The organism is Petrotoga sp. HWHPT.55.6.3 (assembly GCF_002895495.1).
Taxonomy (GTDB): domain Bacteria; phylum Thermotogota; class Thermotogae; order Petrotogales; family Petrotogaceae; genus Petrotoga; species Petrotoga mobilis.
Genome location: NZ_AZRJ01000034.1, coordinates 23,128 through 41,302, shown reverse-complemented (window position 1 = coordinate 41,302; position 18,175 = coordinate 23,128). Strand labels below are relative to the sequence as shown.

At 33.1% G+C, this 18,175-nt stretch carries 18 protein-coding genes and 2 tRNA genes; 10 read left to right on the top strand and 10 right to left on the bottom strand.

Annotation, left to right across the window (positions count from 1 at the left end):
- Positions 1-7: 7 nt before the first annotated feature.
- Positions 8-571 (bottom strand): DUF177 domain-containing protein, encoded by a 564-nt coding sequence (locus tag X926_RS08810; protein ID WP_103065814.1) that lies wholly within the window; start codon positions 569-571, stop codon positions 8-10.
- 150 nt (positions 572-721) lie between these two features.
- Positions 722-1,264: a hypothetical protein gene (locus X926_RS08805; RefSeq protein WP_103065813.1), complete on the bottom strand. Its 543-nt coding sequence runs from the start codon at positions 1,262-1,264 to the stop codon at positions 722-724.
- A 196-nt stretch (positions 1,265-1,460) separates the two neighbouring features.
- On the opposite strand from X926_RS08805, the gene X926_RS08800 reads away from it, so the two are divergent.
- From X926_RS08800 to X926_RS08755, 10 genes are all read left to right on the top strand, one after another.
- Positions 1,461-2,663: a hypothetical protein gene (locus tag X926_RS08800; protein ID WP_103065812.1), complete on the top strand. Its 1,203-nt coding sequence runs from the start codon at positions 1,461-1,463 to the stop codon at positions 2,661-2,663.
- A gap of 159 nt (positions 2,664-2,822) precedes the next feature.
- A complete protein-coding gene (locus tag X926_RS08795; RefSeq protein ID WP_012209626.1) occupies positions 2,823-3,275 on the top strand; it encodes a hypothetical protein in 453 nt (150 codons plus the stop codon).
- Positions 3,276-3,408: 133 nt separating this feature from the next.
- Positions 3,409-3,861, top strand: coding sequence for a hypothetical protein (locus X926_RS08790; RefSeq protein ID WP_012209625.1), 453 nt, complete (start codon positions 3,409-3,411; stop codon positions 3,859-3,861).
- 190 nt (positions 3,862-4,051) lie between these two features.
- Entirely contained in the window at positions 4,052-5,536 is a 1,485-nt protein-coding gene (locus X926_RS08785; RefSeq protein WP_103065811.1) for a hypothetical protein, read from the top strand.
- Positions 5,533-6,699, top strand: coding sequence for a type II secretion system protein GspD (locus X926_RS08780; RefSeq protein WP_103065810.1), 1,167 nt, complete (start codon positions 5,533-5,535; stop codon positions 6,697-6,699). The genes X926_RS08785 and X926_RS08780 overlap by 4 nt, the downstream gene beginning before the upstream one ends.
- Entirely contained in the window at positions 6,696-7,775 is a 1,080-nt protein-coding gene (locus X926_RS08775) for a hypothetical protein (protein ID WP_103065809.1), read from the top strand. Before X926_RS08780 ends, X926_RS08775 begins: the two co-directional genes overlap by 4 nt.
- Before the next feature lie 93 nt (positions 7,776-7,868).
- Complete coding sequence (locus X926_RS08770) at positions 7,869-8,900, top strand: BTAD domain-containing putative transcriptional regulator (RefSeq protein WP_103065808.1); 1,032 nt, start codon at positions 7,869-7,871, stop codon at positions 8,898-8,900.
- 12 nt (positions 8,901-8,912) lie between these two features.
- Positions 8,913-10,628 carry a diguanylate cyclase gene (locus X926_RS08765; protein ID WP_103065807.1) on the top strand — a complete coding sequence of 572 codons (1,716 nt, stop codon included), beginning with the start codon at positions 8,913-8,915 and terminating at the stop codon, positions 10,626-10,628.
- Positions 10,629-10,697: 69 nt separating this feature from the next.
- Positions 10,698-10,787: transfer RNA gene (locus X926_RS08760), tRNA-Ser, on the top strand.
- Positions 10,788-10,811: 24 nt separating this feature from the next.
- Positions 10,812-10,888: transfer RNA gene (locus tag X926_RS08755), tRNA-Arg, on the top strand.
- 45 nt (positions 10,889-10,933) lie between these two features.
- On the opposite strand, the gene rpmB is transcribed toward X926_RS08755, so the two are convergent.
- From rpmB to X926_RS08715, 8 genes are all read right to left on the bottom strand, one after another.
- Complete coding sequence (gene rpmB, locus X926_RS08750) at positions 10,934-11,125, bottom strand: 50S ribosomal protein L28 (RefSeq protein WP_012209619.1); 192 nt, start codon at positions 11,123-11,125, stop codon at positions 10,934-10,936.
- 90 nt (positions 11,126-11,215) lie between these two features.
- Complete coding sequence (locus tag X926_RS08745; RefSeq protein ID WP_158245242.1) at positions 11,216-11,617, bottom strand: chemotaxis protein CheX; 402 nt, start codon at positions 11,615-11,617, stop codon at positions 11,216-11,218.
- A gap of 96 nt (positions 11,618-11,713) precedes the next feature.
- Entirely contained in the window at positions 11,714-13,105 is a 1,392-nt protein-coding gene (cysS, locus tag X926_RS08740) for a cysteine--tRNA ligase (RefSeq protein ID WP_369973694.1), read from the bottom strand.
- A 14-nt stretch (positions 13,106-13,119) separates the two neighbouring features.
- Positions 13,120-14,586, bottom strand: coding sequence for a glutamate--tRNA ligase (gene gltX / locus X926_RS08735; protein ID WP_103065805.1), 1,467 nt, complete (start codon positions 14,584-14,586; stop codon positions 13,120-13,122).
- Positions 14,587-14,717: 131 nt separating this feature from the next.
- Positions 14,718-15,248, bottom strand: coding sequence for an NUDIX domain-containing protein (locus X926_RS08730; RefSeq protein WP_103065804.1), 531 nt, complete (start codon positions 15,246-15,248; stop codon positions 14,718-14,720).
- Positions 15,249-15,512: 264 nt separating this feature from the next.
- Entirely contained in the window at positions 15,513-15,911 is a 399-nt protein-coding gene (gene cdd, locus X926_RS08725; RefSeq protein WP_103065803.1) for a cytidine deaminase, read from the bottom strand.
- The gene (locus X926_RS08720) at positions 15,904-17,250 is read right to left on the bottom strand and encodes a hemolysin family protein (protein ID WP_012209613.1); all 1,347 of its coding nucleotides are present in this window, start codon (positions 17,248-17,250) and stop codon (positions 15,904-15,906) included. The genes cdd and X926_RS08720 overlap by 8 nt, the downstream gene beginning before the upstream one ends.
- Before the next feature lie 17 nt (positions 17,251-17,267).
- Positions 17,268-18,164, bottom strand: a complete 897-nt coding sequence (locus tag X926_RS08715; protein WP_103065802.1) for a YitT family protein — start codon at positions 18,162-18,164, stop codon at positions 17,268-17,270.
- Positions 18,165-18,175: the final 11 nt, after the last annotated feature.

Here is an 18,175-nt window from a genome sequence, read left to right as displayed (position 1 = left end):
TTTTGTATTAATTTGATTCTTCGTTATCCAACAACTTTTTTAGCATTACAAAACGTGGGTCAATCTCCTCTGTTTCACAAGAATGCTCTGGATTTTCGTTTAAATCTACTCCACAGATAGGACATAGCCCTTTGCAATCTTCTTTACACAGTGGAACTTCTGGCACTGCTAATATTATAGTCTCTATTACTCGATTTGTCAAATCTATTGTTTGACCATCATAGTAAATGAGATTGTCTAACGTTTTTAAACGTTCAGTTTTCGATAAATACTTTTCAAAACTCCTACTCATATATACGGCTTCAAAACTTTCATCGATCCAATACTCTATAGGTTTCAAACATCTCGAACAATGAAGCTGAACCATAGTTTCAATTTTACCGTTTACCAATACTTGACTGTCGCCTTTCTCCAAAGAAACATTTACATCTATTGGGGCAAGTATCTTCGCCTTTTCAGAAGGTAGTTCAATTTCTTTCCAGTTTCTAATGATGATTTCCCTTTCTAGTAACTTTTCAAAAGATTCTAATTCAATTATAAGGTATTTATTTTTCAATTCTTCGTTAAACATTATTCTCACCTCAACCGTTTTATTGTACTTCAAAAACGTTTATCAAATACAAAATAATTGTTAATTTTTCAATAATAAAAAAAGAGGCAGGAATTAACCTACCTCTCGAGCATTTGCTGCACTATGCAAATAAGGGGCGCAAAATTGTCTTTAAACTGCGGGGGAAACTGTGAAAACAAAATTACCAACCTTATCATTATATTCTCCATTTTTTAAAAGCAATTCTCTCATTTCAGGGTCGCTATCGAGGACCTGTTGAAAATTGAATCCAACGTGAACAGTTTTTTCAATAACTCCATACAATGAATCGTTACTATCAACAGAATAATTAAAGCTACTATTCAACAATTCAAACAATGCTTGGTTCTGTTCGTTAAAACTACTTCCTTCTGCATCAAATTCAACCATAAGTTCAAAAGCAGTATTTGCTACTATTTTCACGTTAACCTCTTCACTTTTGTTTTCAGGAGATGACAAATCCAATTCATAATCTAAACTTTCTTTATCAACAGAGTCAATTGCAGCATAGCTAGAAACACTAATATAGACGGGGATATTAACACCATCAGAAGTTTGAGAAAAAGAAATAACACTGATATTTAAAACCAACAACATTGTTAAAAGAACGCCCCGAGCGGGGTCAAGGAGAACGTCCCGAATGGAGTCAAGGTTATAAAAAATTGTCTTTTTCATTACACTCGCCACCTCTAATAAAAGTCTAATAAAATTATACTAAATAAAAATAAAAATGTCAAGTCTTTTATTATTTTTTTATGTACGATTAAAAGCGAATTATAATCATTTTTATTGAATTTTTATTGAAATAGTTAAAATTATTTATAAAAAATAATGTATAATTTAAAAAGAAAACTATTAGGAAGTGATTAAAATGAAGAAAATGATTGTCTTTATAACTTTCTTATTCTTAACTGTGAGCATATTTTCAGCAAATAATTATTTCGAATTTAAATTGGATTTAGACAATTACAACTATCAGCAAACTCAAATTTTTCTTAACCTGTCCAACGTTTATCGGGTAGAATTACAACTAGATAGTAATTACCAATTCTTTCATAGTTATTTTAACCTTTCAAGTTGGGGAAGCGGAAGTACTTATACATTACAACTAGGGTTTAATATCCAACCATTATGGCAAAACAATAACCAAAAAATTCTGGCTATGTTTCAGAATGGACTTTTATCTTCTTCAGGGACAAAAATAGGAGAAGTTTTGCTTTTAGACTCTACTGGGGAACAGTTAGATTTTATTGATGTTTATTTCGTAGTTGACAACTTTTTTGTCGACTATAACGTTTCAAACGATATAGTCTTTGAATTCACCCCACCTTATCCAGGTAGTGGGAAGTGGTATGATCAAAAAATTTCTAATGTATCCCTTGAATCTAATCTAGTTCCTCTTCATGTTTATGTTTATATTGATTATTTAGATGGATTTGATTTCCTATCTGAAGATAGTTATTTAGAATTTTTAAGTTCTCCTGATATCTATTTAAGTAATCCAAATGTAGAATTCAATGTCACGGTTGGTTCTGATTTAGGTAACCTATTTAAAAATTATGGAAGTTTATTACAAGAAAAATATGTCGAGGCTGGCTTCCCTGAAGAGGGACTTCACGTGGGGGATGCGGTAGTTTCTATCCCTATGGAGGGTGGGTATTTTAGTTATTTGGCTGTTCCTATTTACTTTAAGGTGCCTGAACCTGTTATAAACTTCATCGTCGGAGGAGAAGGCACAATTCAACTAACTTTTGACCTTGCCAATCCTCAGAATAATGTTATTTCCTCAGTTCCCGCGCACATTGAGTCAACTTTGCCAAAGTACGATATTTATCTTTCATTGGATATTTTTGACAGTTACAATTTTTTGGAAGATTATATTATATTACAAAGTGACGAAGTAATATCCGTAGAGAATGGTAATACCGATTTTGATATTGAAATAAAGGCAGATTTTGCTGATTTGTGGAATGACAAACGTGAGCAAATACTATCCCTTTTTGAAAATGAGGTGCTCACGGTCAATGAAATTATCCATATAGGTGATGTTTACATTACTCTTTCGTCCTCTTGATACCTTCCTGAATCTTTTTCTTATTTTTTATTTTCTTCTTACTGTTTTTCTTCAAAATTCTTATTGAAATTTTATTGAAATTAATTGCTATCTTATTAGCCCGAGTATAATTAAAACAGAATTAGTTTTATAAAAAATGAAGTCAGGGCGTGAGGGTTAATGATTCAAAAATTAAAATATACATTAATTTTTTCTTTCATAATTATCATTTCATCAACCTCATTTGCTATAAGCAAAGAGACCACTGTCCCTATATATTTAGCCGTACCTGAATACTTGAAAATTACCAACCTTAGCGATTCACGTTTAGACTTGTATGCTACAGTTGCCAATTGGGGCGACATAGTAGAAGACAGTTTAACTTTTAATGTTGAATCTAACATAAATTATAATTTAACAGCTAATTTTACGGTACTTAGCTCGCTACCTGGGTGGCAGCAATATTTGATACTAGGTTCTTATGATTTGCTACTGTCAGGCACTGGAGGAACTCCTGGAATCCACAATTATATTTTAACTTTTCAGCTGGATGTAGGCCTGTTGGAAGGACTTATATACACCTTTATGGAAGGTCAAATTGGGAATATTCAAATAACAGTTTCTAGCAACTGAAGTTGTAACATAAATTTTGATTGGATTTTTATTAAAAATTATTGTTGTTTTATTATAGTAAGTATAATTAAATTAGAAAAGTAAAATAAAGATAATTCAAATAAAACGAAAATTTTAAAAGGGGTGGAAAATTATGAAAAAAGTTTTAAGTTTGGCAGTTTTGATGATGGTGATGTTGATTTCAGTTTCAGGTTTGGCACAAGTTTCTGATACTGTTAACGTTCCAGTTTTTTTGAATGTTCCAGCATTTGTGAGATTGTCAGTAGATACTACAAGTCCTGATTCCCAGTTCGATTTAGTATTTGATCCAGCAAATCCTGCAAATCCTACAGATACTGTAAAGCTCTTAGCAGAGGCAAATGTTAATTATAGTGTTTCTTCTAGTATAGCTGAAGTGACTGGTTATGCTTCATGGGCTAGTTTATTACAAATTTCCATAGACACCAACGCAGCTGGTTTTGGAGGAGCAGGAAATGTGGTCTTCGATGTTACTGCAACACTTGACGTTCTAGGTAACTTAAATCTAGGTGCACTTCCTACAAATACAAAAATCGCTGATGTAACCTTTACCATAGCCTCAATTTAAGATTTTTTAAAGAACATTTATTAATAATATCCCATATTTTTCAATTACCCCTTTTTCCAATTAGAGCACTTAAAAAGGGGTAATTTTATTAATATACACGTGCACTTTATTTTAGTGAATATAATTATTAAAGATTTTATAAATTTTAATTGTGCTATAATAGAAACAAAAAAGGGGATAGGTAATAATCATGAAGAAATTTTATATTCTATCTATTGTTTTTTTACTTTTTACAACTTTTTCTTTCACTCAGATAACAGTTTCGCCTTTGTCCGTTGAAAAAGACGTCAGGGCAGGGGAAGAATTCATTGCCACTATAAACGTCATTGGAGGCAACACTACACAAAACGTCAATATAGAGCTTTACCTACTGAGTCAGGACTTTGATGGAAATTTTGATTATGTAGAAGCAACTCCAGATAACTTTCTCTATTCAAATTGGATCGAATTTCCAAACTCCATTACCGTTTCCCCTCGATCAACGACACCAGTTGAAGTCGGTGTCAATATCCCCTCAAACGCTCCTTTTGGAACTTACAATTTTATCCTTATGATTACCCCCGAAGTTGAAACTACTGGAACGATAGGAATAATTATTAGATACGCTATAAGAATCACAGTTCATGTACAAGGAACTGTCATAACAAGGGTGGAAGTTGAAGATGTGAAGGTCGTTCCAGATGAAGAAGGCAAACCAGTAATCGAAGCTACCATCTCTAATGGCTCAAGTTATGACCTAGTAATTTCTGCTGAAGCCATTTTGAGAGATAAATATGGTAAGATGATAGAAAGATTGCCCTTAAAATCTTCTTACATGGAAAAAAACAATATAACCACCCAAAGAGTATTAAAAGGGAACAAAGTTGTATTTTCAGGTAAACCCACCTACCTGTTAGCTCCTGGAGATTACAAGGTAAACCTCTTTGTTAACTACTCCAACAGGCAAAGAGTGTTTACATACGATATAAACGTTCCTGAAGAAGGTTTTAATTTCACTCCTCCAACGGAACTTGCGCTTATATTAGACAATACGGAGTTCAGTTATGAACTTTACGCTGGTGCTGTTAAAACCTTTGTTATAAATCTACAAAATTTGTCTAATCAAAACGTCACGGTACAAGTTGGTGGAGAAGAATTTGCGAGTTTACCTAAAGATAGATCCTTGCTATCATGGATCACTTTGAGGTCTCCGTCATCTTTTACAGTTAATGCTCAACGAACCTCAAGAGTTATACTTTCAATAAACGTACCAAAAGAAGTCGAAAATGGTGCTTACTACGGCAAAATCGTTCTAAATGCCTACGATGAATCGGGAGAATTTTTATCTCAGAAAAAAGTCAACGTTGAAACGATTATAAGCGAAGTAAATTATGATGTTGAGTTAGTGAGCTCAAACTATGAAAAAATAGTAGGTAGCGGAATTTTTAGTGCCTTGATCAAAAATACAGGAGGTAGATATATAATCCCTAAAGGAAATTTGAGTATTTTAGACAATGATGGTGTGAGCATAGGTGTTTACGATGTTCTTCCATCTAATCAAGAGTGGTTGGTACCAAGCCAAGAAACTATGCTGATTGGCGAAGTACCCATTTTAGAAGGGGAAGGTTATAAATACATCCTCACTATTTATGACAACGAACAGAGGTTAAAAGTCTTCGAGGGGGAGTTAATGTGATAAAAAAAATATTAAAAAGATCAATTTCTTTTGTTATTTTATCACTTATGTGTTTATTAGCCTTTTCTCAAGAAGTTACTGCACCAAAAGTGACTGCAACTTTCTATAACACCGATTTGATAGAAGCTCTGAATGAAATATCTCTTCAAACAGGGGTTACAATTTTAACCGATCAATACGTGAGTGGCTTGGTCACAGCAGACTTTGTAGAAGTGGATTTAGAAAAAGCGTTGAATATACTTCTACTTCCCGGTGGCTACTCTTACAAAAAAATTGATGAAAATGTTTACTTTGTGGGATTAGCTGATCCTCAAAGTCATAATTTTTTGAACTTAGCTGAAATGCAAGTGTTTTCTTTGAATTATATTTCGGTGGAAAAATTTTTAAATTTGATTCCCGAAAATCTACACCAATACATAAAAACTAACGAAGAAACTAACCAAATAGTCGTGTACGCTCCACAAAATACAATAGATTATATAAAAGATCTGGTTGACAAGTTGGATAATAGTGAACCATATATTGAATTAACCGTTTATATCGTTGAAACAAATGAAAGGTACTCTGATTTGATAAAGGGTAACGTGTTCAACATAAACCAAGAAGGTATAATTAACAGTTTTTCTTTTACGAGTCCCTCAATTGGATTTTCTGTACAAGATCTTTTTGAAGCTGAAATAGAGATGTACGAAAAGAACGAAACCGCAAATTTAGTTACTAAACAGGTTGTCAAAGTTTTACCAGGTGAGCCAGCGTTATTAAGTTTGAAGAATCTAGAGAGTATCGTTTTTACTACCTACAGAAACGAATTCAGAAATATTGAAAGTGGAATAGAAATAGAAATGACCCCAACTATGATGAATCAAATACTTCAAATTTCTTTTAAGACAAAAACAACAAACTTAATGGAAGTTACAAAAGATAGCTATTTACTTTCAGAATCGGAGTTGGAGACTAAAGTGAATTTAAACCCCAACGAAATTTTGCTAATTGCTGATTTAGATTTGAGTCAACTTTATTCAAAAAATGGGGGAACAACGTTGTTGAAAGATCTTCCTTTTCTTAGATTTTTATTCGGTGATAACCAAAACACTGATGAGAGCAAACGGATGATGATTTTTTTAACTGCTACCCCAACCTTAGAAGGGGTTGATCAAAAATGAAAAAGTATATCTATCTTTTAATGCTCTTCGTTTTGGTGTTTCAAATTTTAGCCTTTTCACAAAGTTCTCAAATGTACAATTACTCAATATATTCTGTTTTGAAGAATGATAGCAGAAGTGAAGCGTTGGTCGGTAGCGTGGCTGTTATTCAAGGTTACACTTTCAATTTTGTTTCAAAAGGCAATATTGATGCTACTTTCGGAATCACTCCTCTCAATGACTTAGGGGATAAGGTTAGAACAAAAATTATTATAGACAGTGTAAATATGCACTTTGAAAACACTATCGACCTCTCAAAAAACAAAAAAAACTATGTCACCTCGATTTATTATTTAGAAGGGCAAGAGGAAAAGACTTTGGATATCTATCTCCAAGTTAACAACGTTGAAAAATTAGAGTTCACAGATCAAGAAGAAACTTCAAAAAATAATAAAATTATCTTTAAAACTTATTACAACCAATTTTCTTATTATGAAGATGAGTTCATTACCGAAACAGAAGTGGAATTAAATGATTTAGTTTTCTTTGGCATGAGTAACTTACTTGATTACAAAAATGGGGGATATTACTTAGGAGTAATTTTTAATGGAATGAAAGTTGGTGCTAACTATCAAAACGATACCTTTTATCTGTTTTTGAACGACAAAACCTATATTGACTCGTTTGAATTCGATGGAATTTTTGTACCTTACACATTTTCCAATAACAGCCTTGATTTCAAAGGTGATTTTGCATTCACAGTTACCAAAAACTTCCCTACGTTTAAAATCGTCGATTTAAAGGATACACTTACTAATGAAGAACAAGGTTTTTATTTAGGAGAGAAAATAGCACAAGCTTTGAATTTTGAAGACCTTGGATTTTATCTTGGAAGAGAGCTCAAAAAATTGACTGAAAATATGAACAACAACTTTTTTGTTGGCTTAGATTTGAGTTATTTAGAAAATCAGTATGACTTCTCCTTAACAGGAGGCATCTCGAATCAGATATCAAATTTTAAATTTGAGACCTTAGGTGGTTATAACTTTGCTTCTAACTCATTTTCTTTTTCTTTAACCTCCTTCTATGAATTTTAGTAGTTATTGATCGCTTTAAAAACATTAATATTTTTTGGTTTATTATCAAAAGTGCTAAATATTAATGGATTGATTTTTAAAGGAGCATACCTTATGTTAAATATTTATATGTTAGGGGATTTTCAAATTTTTCTTGATGACAATCCAATAGAAAATTTAAAGTCAAGAAAAGCTAGAGAAATTCTAAAATATCTTATTCTCAACAGAGGCCAAAAGGTTTCCGTTTTTGATTTGTACGATCTCTTTTGGCCCGGTTTCGACGATGAAAGTGCGAGACAAAATTTAAATACCACACTCTATTATATTAGAAAAAATTTAGGACTGAGTAGCGATGAATTAACTCTACAAGAGGATTTTTGCACGTTTTCAAAATCAAAAGACATATATATAGATTTTGAAGAATTTTTAGCCTTAAGCGATGAAGGGTTTAAAGAGAAAGAAATCAATAGACGTTTGTTTTTATTCTCAAAGGCGGTTAGTTTATACAAAGGTGAGTTATTACAAGAAAACGTTCACGAAGAATGGGTAAGAGAAAAAAGGGAATATTTAAAACGTATATACGTTGATATGTTAATTGAAATGGGCAATATTCACCAAAAAATGAATAACCCAATAGATGCGCATTATTATTTTCAAAAAGCTTTTTATTATTCACAAAGAGAAGATAGTTGGTTAAGATTGATTAAATTCTACACAGAAAACAATGAACTTGAAAAAGCTAAAAGTTTATTCAACGAATACAAAGATATTTTTGGTCATGCAAAAGAATTTCCATTCTCTCCACCCATCGTAAATAATGGAGAATTAACACCATTTTACGAAAAAAATGGTAACCTTTTGTCGTCAGAATTATTTGATATAGTTGTTGAACTTGAGAAAATTAAAAGAGATAAAGATCACCTATTAGTGGAGATTAAAATGCATTCTTCTTTTGACGATTCATTAATTAATGAATTGAAAAAGATCATAAGGCAAGAAGATTTAATAACTTATAATTCTCAACATATATATATTTTATTTAGAGGAATTAAAAACCTTTCTGATAGTAGAGAGATTGTCGTTAAAAAGATTAATAATCTTTTAAATGAAAAAGGTTTCACATATTCTATAGTTAAAGTAGAATAAGGATGATAAGGGGTGAATGAAATTAACGAGAACTACGAAAAACTTACAGGGGTAGAGAAAGACTTCATACTGTCTCAACTTCAAAAAAAGTTAGAAGAATCAAAAAACGAAACCTTCGAATTTAACGAAGAGAACTTTCCTTCTTACATTCTAGATGACTTGAACGACCTCATACTTATTATGGATTGTTTTAGAAAAATTGTTTTTGTCAACAAAAAGATAAATAATTTCGGTTTTTCAAAAAAAGATTTTATCGGTAAAGATGTCATAACTTTTTTTGAGGTTCACGTTAAGAAACAGATCGAATATTTCTTTAGAAGGCAAAATCAGAACAAGTTGTTGATTTTTAAATCATACTTTCCCAACGGAAATGGAGAAAAAATACCTATTGAATTCAAATTAGAAACCTTTCATATAAACGATGAAAACCTTTACATATTAATTGGAAAGGATTTAAGCGAAAGTGAAAAATACAAAAAAGAGATTGAAATCATTCAAAAAAACCAAGAAATTATTCTAAAAGCTTTAGAAGTTTCTCAAATAGGAATTTGGGAATGGGATGTAAACTGTGGTAAATTCAGTTATGACGAAAGATACAAAGAAATCTTAGGAACCAATACAGACCCTTTTGAAGGCAAATGGAGCAAATTTGAAGAGTCGATCAATAAGGAAGATACTGAAACATTAATAAAAAATATAAGAGAACATTTTTTAACCAAAGCAAGTAAATTTGAAGGAACGTACCGCATAAAAGATGTGAACAATAATGATAAATGGTTTCTTTCAAGGGGTAAAGTTTTAGAACGAAACAAGTTTGGGCTGCCTTTGAATATGGTTGGAGCTTATTTAGAAATAACTGAAAACAAGAAGAAAGTCGACGAAATGAAGAAAGAGAAAGATTTTATTGAAAAAGTCGTTGAAAACATGGGACAAGGTCTGGTTTTATTAGATTTTGATTTAGAGGTTAAATATGCTAATAAATCATTCTACAAAATGGTTGAGTTTGATGACGGAATTTTAGATTTGAAAAAAGTTTTAGATCAAAGGGATTGGGAAAGTTTTAATGAAAATATGAAAAATTTAAAAAGAAGCACCAATAATGCAATTTCTTTCGAATCTAACTTAGTTACGAAAAGCGGTGACAAAGTCCCAGTTTTAATAACGGGTGTAACGTATGAAGAAGTTGATGTGAGTAGAATTATCTTGGTCATAACAGACATTACTGAAAAGAAAAAACTTGAAGAAATACTTAAAAAATACGCAACTTTCGATGATTTAACTGGTTCTTACAACAGAAGAGCGGGTTTTTATGCTTTAGAAAAATATTTTCAACTTGCCAAAAGAAGACAAGAGCCTTTGTCTGTTGTTTTTATTGATATTGACAATCTTAAATACATAAACGACAATTACGGCCACGATGCAGGAGATTACATTCTAAGAAAGGTAACTGATGTTTTAAAAAATACCTTAAGAGAATCAGATTTGATAATACGAGTAGGTGGGGACGAATTCGTTTTAGGCCTTCCAAATGCGGAAGAAATCGATGTTCACAAAATTTTTCAAAGAATTTTAAGGCAACTCAAAGAGGTAAAAGTGGATGGTAATGTGAGGATTAATTTAAGTTACGGTGTTTCGGAATATAAAGATTTTCAAAAGGATATAAACCTTGAATCATTAATAAAAGAAGCTGATAATAAGATGTATGAGATGAAAAAAGCTAAGAAATGAAATGTTTCCTTGACAGGTGAGAATATCAATGCTATAATATTTCAGGGTTGAATAAGAAACAAAAATCACGGAGAGGTGGCCGAGTGGCCGAAGGCGCTTGCCTGCTAAGCAAGTGTAGAGGTGACTCTACCGAGGGTTCGAATCCCTCCCTCTCCGCCATTTTTTATCAATTATTGTTATAAAGTGCCTGTAGCTCAATTGGATAGAGCGTTGGACTGCGGATCCGGAGGTTGCCGGTTCAAATCCGGCCAGGCACGCCAAATTATGCAAAATAAAATCGGTCTTCTTTTAGACCGATTTTTTACTTAAGCTTTTTGAACTTTTCCTGATTTTAAACATTTCGTACAAACATACATTCTTCTTACTGTACCTTCGTCTGTTACTACTCTTATCTTTTGAAGATTGGGCTTCCATACCCTTCTTGTTGTTACTTTTGATTTAGCAACGGTGTTTCCTGTTGCAGGACTTTTTCCGCAAATTTCACATTTTCTTGCCATCTATATTCCTCCTTAGCCTATACTTTTTTCTGTTTTTAGAAATTTTGAAATTTTATAACTATTTTATGAAGGCAAAAACAATTTTCCTTACTAAGAATTCTTGTATATTTCTCTGTAAATAAAGTACAAATCCATCTCGTTGTCACCAGAAACGTAAACTGGGAATTCTATTATAACACCTTTAGAATTGACTTTTACAATCTTACCAGTAAATACGGAAGGAGGAGTTACAATTATATTGTAACCATATTTTTCAAGATTAGTACCTATGGATCCAGAAACCATGTTGCCAAGTTCTCCTATTGCACTAATCGCCATATCATCAATCTCGTCTATTTTCATAATACCATCCATCATGTTATTAACTATATCCTTTGCTACATTCTCAGTAAAAGAATAAAGAATGTTCCCTTCAAGTTCACCGGTAAAACCAATATTAGTAACCACATCATAGTGTTTTTCAATTTCTTTAACGACATATGGCTTTTGCAATTGTATATCCATCTTTGTGATTATTTTAAAGGTGTTTTTGAGGGAGGCGAGTACTGAGTTTATTATATTAACGTCTATTTGAGAACACCTCCAGTTCTAAGACCATTTTGTTCCTTCAGGGGTATCTTTTATTTCTATGCCAATTTTGCTTAAGTTATCCCGTATATAGTCTGAAAGATTGTATAACTTTTCTTCTCTAAGAGCAGATCTTACGTTTAGAATGATTTCCATTAGTTGATTTAATTCTACATTGTTCTTCTGTATTTGTTCGTTAGTTTCAAAAACCCCCAGGACACTCCCGTAAATATTTCTTATTATATAATAATTATTTTTTATTGTTTCTTCATCACGTGAATTTAACGCTTTGTTTAAATCTCTTGATAATTCGAAAATTCTTGCCACAACTGATGGTGTATCAAAATCATTCGAAAGGCTACTAATGAGATACTCCTCTTGCTCTTTAAAATAATTCATTTTCTGAGGATAAGGGACTTTCCCGTTAAAGAAAGTTTCAGCCTCATTCAAAGATTCTTTAACTCTATTAACTGATACCTCTTGGTTACGAAGCAATTCTTCACTTACATCTATAGGTATACGATAGTGCTTGCTGAGTATAAAAATTTTTAAGACATCCGAATCAAACTTTTTCAAAAGGTCTCTTAAATACCAGACGTTCCCCAAAGATTTTGACATCTTATCTTGTGCCATACGAATCATTCCGTTGTGCATCCAGTATTTTGCAAAATCCTTACCACTTTTTGCTATAGCTTGGGCTCTTTCGTTCTCGTGATGAGGAAAGATGAGATCGTTACCTCCCGCATGAATATCGAAGGTTTCGCCTAATATTTCAGACGACATAACAGAACATTCTATGTGCCACCCTGGGCGACCTTTTCCCCATGGACTTTCCCAAAATGGTTCCCCTTCTTTTGAAGCCTTCCATAGGGCAAAGTCCAAAGGATTTTTTTTGTATTCGGAGACTTCTACCCTAACCCCTACTTTCATATCTTCAATCTTTCTGTGGGATAACTCTCCATATCTTGAAAATTTTCCCACTTCAAAGTAAACATCTCCATTTTCAGCCTTATAAGCATAGCCTTTTTCTTCAAGTTCCTTTATGTAAGAAATAATTTCATCAACATAGTTGGTAGTTTTTGGGTGGAAATTAAAAGCCCTAGCTTTAAGAGCCGTCATATCTCTCCAGTATTCAATTATATATCTTTTCCCTACCTCTTCGAAAGGTAAGTTCTCTTTTTTTGCTTGTTCGATGATCTTATCGTCTATATCAGTGAAGTTCTGTACTAATGTAACTTTGTAACCAATATATTCCAAAAAACGTCTAAAGGCATCGAATATTATAATAGGTCTTGCATTGCCAATGTGTAACAAGTTGTAGACTGTTGGTCCACAAAGATAAATCTTTATTTCGCCTTCTTTCACCGGTACTAAATCAACTACTTGTCCACTTAAAGTATCGTATATTTTAATTGTAGGAAATCTTTTCAAATCTCGATCACCCTTTGAAGTCTTTCCAAAACAGTATTCCTACCTAATAAAAATATCGTATTTATCAAATCGGGTCCATGAAATGAATCCGTTAAAATTTTTCTTAAAGACATGTAAAATGGTTTCTTTTGAGGATTGGCTTCGTTCATAGCATTCTTTAAATTCTCTGTTATAGTTTGTGTATCCCATCTGTCATCTTCATTGAAATACTTATAAATCAAGTTGATAGCTTCTTTTACTCCTCTTTTATCAAAGTATTCTTTAAATTCAGGATCGTTTGTATCTGGATAAACATCTTTTAAAAAAACTTCCATTTTTTCAGGTATTTCGCTCAATATTTCAACAGAAGAAAGAATAGTTTCTAAAGCTTTAATAACCCATTTTTTGTTTACTTCATATTGTTCTTTGCTTAGAAGTTTTGATCCAGTCACAAAAGGTTCTGCAAGTTGATAGATTTCTTCCAAAGGCTTATTTCTTAGATACTGCCCATTCATCCATTTTAATTTTTTCTCATCGAATATTGCAGGGCTTGAATTGACTCTATCCAAAGTAAAATTATCAATTATTTCAGAGAGAGGCAATATTTCCTTACCCTCAGGATGAGACCAACCAAGCAGTGCCAGATAATTGTCAACAGCTTCAGGCAAATATCCTTGAACCATAAACTCTTCGACAGAGGTAGCTCCATGTCTTTTGGATAATTTTTTGCCATCTGGTCCCAAGATCATTGAAACATGTGCAAATATTGGGGGTTCCACCTCAAAAGCCTCATAAATCGCCATTTGTCGCAAAGTATTTGGTAAATGATCGTCCCCCCTGATAACATGGGTGATTTTCATTTCGATATCGTCTACAACGACAGCAAAATTATATGTAGGTATACCATTACTTCTTAAAATTATAAAATCACCAATAGAACCTTTCTTAAAGATAACTTTACCCTTTATTTTATCATCGAGTTCATAATCTTTCTGAGGCATCTTCAAAAAAATAACGGGTTTTAACCCTTTGTTATTGTACTCTTCAATTCTTTCCTTTGTGTTGTACTTTGAAATCAAATCATAGGTATAATGTGGCGGTTTACCTTCGCTTATTAACTGGTTTTTTACTTCTTCTATTTCTTCTGGTGAGATATATGCCTCGTATGCTTTACCTTTTTCTATTAGTTCCTTTGCTCTTCGTTGATAGATTTCTAACCTTTCACTTTGGCGATAAGGTTCATAATCTCCGCCAATTATAGGTCCTTCATCCCAATTCAAATTCAACCATTTTAGAGTGTTTATAAGTTGATCTTCAGATTCTTTTGTTGAACGTTCTATGTCTGTATCTTCGATTCTTAAGATAAATTTTCCTTCATTTTTTTTTGAAAAGAGATAATTAAAAAGTGCCGTTCTAGCTCCACCAACGTGGAGATATCCTGTTGGACTTGGTGCAAACCTTGTTCTTACAGTATTTGAGATCATTGTTTCGTCCTCCAAAATAATTTTATTGTTTTTAGAAACTCTAAAACTTGTTTTAGCGCCCCTTCGCCCCGCTGCCCGCCCTCTAAGGAAGTTTAAAAGGCTTTCCCTTCGCCCCGCTGCCCACCCACTTATTAAATGAGCAAATACTTGTAGAAAGCACAAATACTTTTCGAATCGGTAATTTCGCCCTTTCTTATCATCTCTTTCATTTCATTTGTTGTTACCTTTAAGACTTCAACAAACTCGTCATCGTCAGGATTGACTCCTACTTCAGTTAATTCTTTTGCTAAATATAAATATATTTTTTCGTTTGAAAAACCCGGGGTTGTGTATATGTATCCTAATTCAATCCATTTATTTGCTTGCTTCCCTATTTCTTCTGCTAATTCCCTTTTACCGCATTCCAAAGGGTCCTCATTGGGGGAATCAAACTTTCCTGCAGGTATTTCTATTAATACTTTTCTTATTGGGAATCTGTATTGTTTAACAAGATAGATGTTCCCTTCATCATCTACCGGCAATATCGCTACTGCCCCTGGATGGTTGACAACTTCTCTGGTTGAAGTGTTTTTATTGGGCAATTCAACGTGGTATTTTTCTAGATCTAAGATTTTCCCTCTAAAGATCACTTCTTTTGATAATTCTTTTTCTATTAAATCCATTTTTAGTTAAACTCCTATATTTTGATTTTGGTGTTTTTAGAAACACAAAAACTTTATAATAGCGCCCTTTCACCCCGCTCCCCACCCTTCTAAGGAGGGACCTGCGGTCCCTAACCCACCAGGGGGAGGGCTCCGCCCTGGAACCCATTTTAAAATCAAAATCTTATTTTTGAAAGATGCGCCCGCTTCCCAAGCATAAGGAAAAATAGAAGACTTAGTCTCAACTCCTACTAGCCTACTTTATGAAACGGATGTTTAGATCTTTCACAGATCTTTGGGGCTAAAGGCATTTGGTAGTAACACGCTTACCTTTGTTTTTTCTATTTTCCCCTTCGTATTTGCTAGATAAACGTCGAAATCTCCGAACTCAGCCATTACTTGCCTACATGCCCCACATGGTTTTACAGGTGCCTCTCCTTCTGCAACGACTAACATGGCTTTGAATTCACGTTTGCCCTTGGCAACAGCAGAAAATATTGCGTTCCTTTCGGCACATATAGATAACCCATAAGAAGCATTTTCTACGTTACAACCTGAAAATATTTCTCCATCATCTGATAACAAACATGCTCCAACCTTAAAATTAGAATAAGGGGCATATGCATTTTCTCTTGCTTTCATAGCTTCTTCATACAATTTTTCAACAATAGTTTTATCATTCATCTTTCTCTTTACCAGTCCCTTCTTGGTTTTCTGTTTGCATTTTTGGATGTACAGTTATTTTAACTTTATCTATCTTATTGATAGTTACGGAAACTATTTCGAATTCAATATTTTCTATATAATATATTTCTCCAGGTTTAGGAAATCTTTTGAACCTTTCAAGTAAAAATCCACCAATGGTTTCAAACTCAGTTTCTGGAAATTCTATGTCCAACTCTCTTTCAACGTCATTAATTGGTGTTGTGCCATCAACTAGTATAACATTTTCTGCTACTCTTATTATATTAGTTTCATCGCTGTAGTCATCGTACTCATCAAAAATTTCTCCGGTCATTTCTTCTATTATATCTTCTAAAGTAACTAATCCAGCGGTTCCTCCATATTCATCAACGACTATAGCCATATGTGTATGATTATTCAAAAACAGCCTGAAAACATCTCTTATTTTCATCGTTATGGGTACAAAGAATGGTTTATGCATAATTTCTACAACTCTTAATTTTTGCAGTTTGGTAAAATCTTTTACCTCATCGAGCTTTTTGAAAATATCTTTTGCGTAAACTATGCCAATTACATTGTCCAACGTTTCCTTGAAAACAGGAATCCTCGAGTACCCTTCTTCATTTATTATCTTTATCAACTCTTCCATGGTTTTTGTATCCTCAATCGCTAATATATCAACTCTTGGAGTCATAATTTCTTTGACAGAGGTATCCTTCATCTCTAGACTTCTTTGCATCAGGTACTTTTCACTTTTCTCAATTACCCCTTCTTCATGCCCTATGTCCAAGTAAGAAATTATTTCGTCCTCTGTGATTAATGGTGGAGCATTGGTAATGGTCTCGCCACCAAACAGCTTAATAAAAACGTTTGTAATGTTTACAAGCAACCACACCACAGGTGTTAAAAGTTGATTTAAAAAATAGATTGTAAAAAAGGCAAAATTAAAGTATTTCTCTCTATTTTCTCTTGCATATACCTTGGGTGTTATTTCTCCAAAAATCAATATCAATAGGGTCATTATAGCTGTTACTAAACCAATGGCACCACTATGAGAAGAGGGCATTAAACTAACTGCAAAAGCTGTCGCCGTAGATGTAGCTAAGATATTTACAAGGTTGTTCATTATAAGTATGGTTGTTAAATAATGATTCGGATTCTCAACAAAATGTTGGTATTTTTTCCTTTTTTTCTCATTTTTTTCTTCATCGATCAGTTCTCTTATCCTGTATCTCCCTATTGTAGTCAAAGCAGTTTCAGATCCTGAAAAAAAAGCAGACAAAGATAAAAGAACAACCAGTAATATTAATGAGCCCCACAAACCACCGGGGTCATCCACTTTCCATCATCTCCTTGTTAAGATATTTTTTTGAAACCATATCCTATGGCTTCACTATTTGGCAAAATAACCATAAACGCGTTGCTATCCCTCTCCCTTATAATCTTCTTAAGCAAGCCTATCTCTGACCTGGAAATAGTCACCATTATAACATTTTTTTCTTGATTAGTGTAACTACCTACACCTTTTAAAAAGGTAACTCCTCTATCTAATTTGCTATATATGTCCTCTTTAATTTTATCATAATGATCACTTATAACCAAAATTGTTCTTGTAGATTCAAATCCTTCTATTACCCCATCTATAGTTTTTGCAGTTACGAAAATTGCTATTATTCCATACATTGGTAATAAAGGACTAATCAATATGGATGATGCAGTTATTACGGTATCAGCAATCATAAGACCCGTACCCACACTTAAAGAGAAATACTTGTTGAAAATCATTGCGATTATATCAGTTCCACCGGTAGTTGCACCTTTCCATATAACTAGCCCCATACCAAATCCAGCTATCAGAGCTCCGTAAAATGCAGCCAATAAGGTCATTTCCAGTCCCGCATTCCCTGTTTCTTTCATCAATGTAGGAATTAATTGATCTAAGCCCAAACCATGCTGAAAAAAATCGGTGGAAAAGGATAGTAAAGCAGCCGAATATATGCTCTTTATTCCAAATCCTATTCCAAGCAACGAAAACCCCAAAAAGAACAAAATTAAATTATAAGCAAACATTTGTACCCCTACCCACCAACCAAAAAAATTGTTTAATATTATAGCCAGTCCACTAACTCCACCAGCAATAATATTGTAAGGAATCATGAACAGAACTAACCCTATAGCAGTTATCAAAGTACCCAACGTAATAATGATGTAATCCTTGATGACTATTTTTTGATCAGAGATATTAAATTTCAATCTTTATACCC

Excerpts from the sequence above, each read along its gene's own strand:
- X926_RS08810 (WP_103065814.1), bottom strand. The coding sequence starts at position 571 with ATGTTTAACGAAGAATTGAAAAATAAATACCTTATAATTGAATTAGAA.
- X926_RS08805 (WP_103065813.1), bottom strand. The coding sequence starts at position 1,264 with ATGAAAAAGACAATTTTTTATAACCTTGACTCCATTCGGGACGTTCTC.
- X926_RS08800 (WP_103065812.1), top strand. The coding sequence starts at position 1,461 with ATGAAGAAAATGATTGTCTTTATAACTTTCTTATTCTTAACTGTGAGC.
- X926_RS08795 (WP_012209626.1), top strand. The coding sequence starts at position 2,823 with ATGATTCAAAAATTAAAATATACATTAATTTTTTCTTTCATAATTATC.
- X926_RS08790 (WP_012209625.1), top strand. The coding sequence starts at position 3,409 with ATGAAAAAAGTTTTAAGTTTGGCAGTTTTGATGATGGTGATGTTGATT.
- X926_RS08785 (WP_103065811.1), top strand. The coding sequence starts at position 4,052 with ATGAAGAAATTTTATATTCTATCTATTGTTTTTTTACTTTTTACAACT.
- X926_RS08775 (WP_103065809.1), top strand. The coding sequence starts at position 6,696 with ATGAAAAAGTATATCTATCTTTTAATGCTCTTCGTTTTGGTGTTTCAA.
- X926_RS08770 (WP_103065808.1), top strand. The coding sequence starts at position 7,869 with ATGTTAAATATTTATATGTTAGGGGATTTTCAAATTTTTCTTGATGAC.
- rpmB (WP_012209619.1), bottom strand. The coding sequence starts at position 11,125 with ATGGCAAGAAAATGTGAAATTTGCGGAAAAAGTCCTGCAACAGGAAAC.
- gltX (WP_103065805.1), bottom strand. The coding sequence starts at position 14,586 with ATGATCTCAAATACTGTAAGAACAAGGTTTGCACCAAGTCCAACAGGA.
- X926_RS08730 (WP_103065804.1), bottom strand. The coding sequence starts at position 15,248 with ATGGATTTAATAGAAAAAGAATTATCAAAAGAAGTGATCTTTAGAGGG.
- cdd (WP_103065803.1), bottom strand. The coding sequence starts at position 15,911 with ATGAATGATAAAACTATTGTTGAAAAATTGTATGAAGAAGCTATGAAA.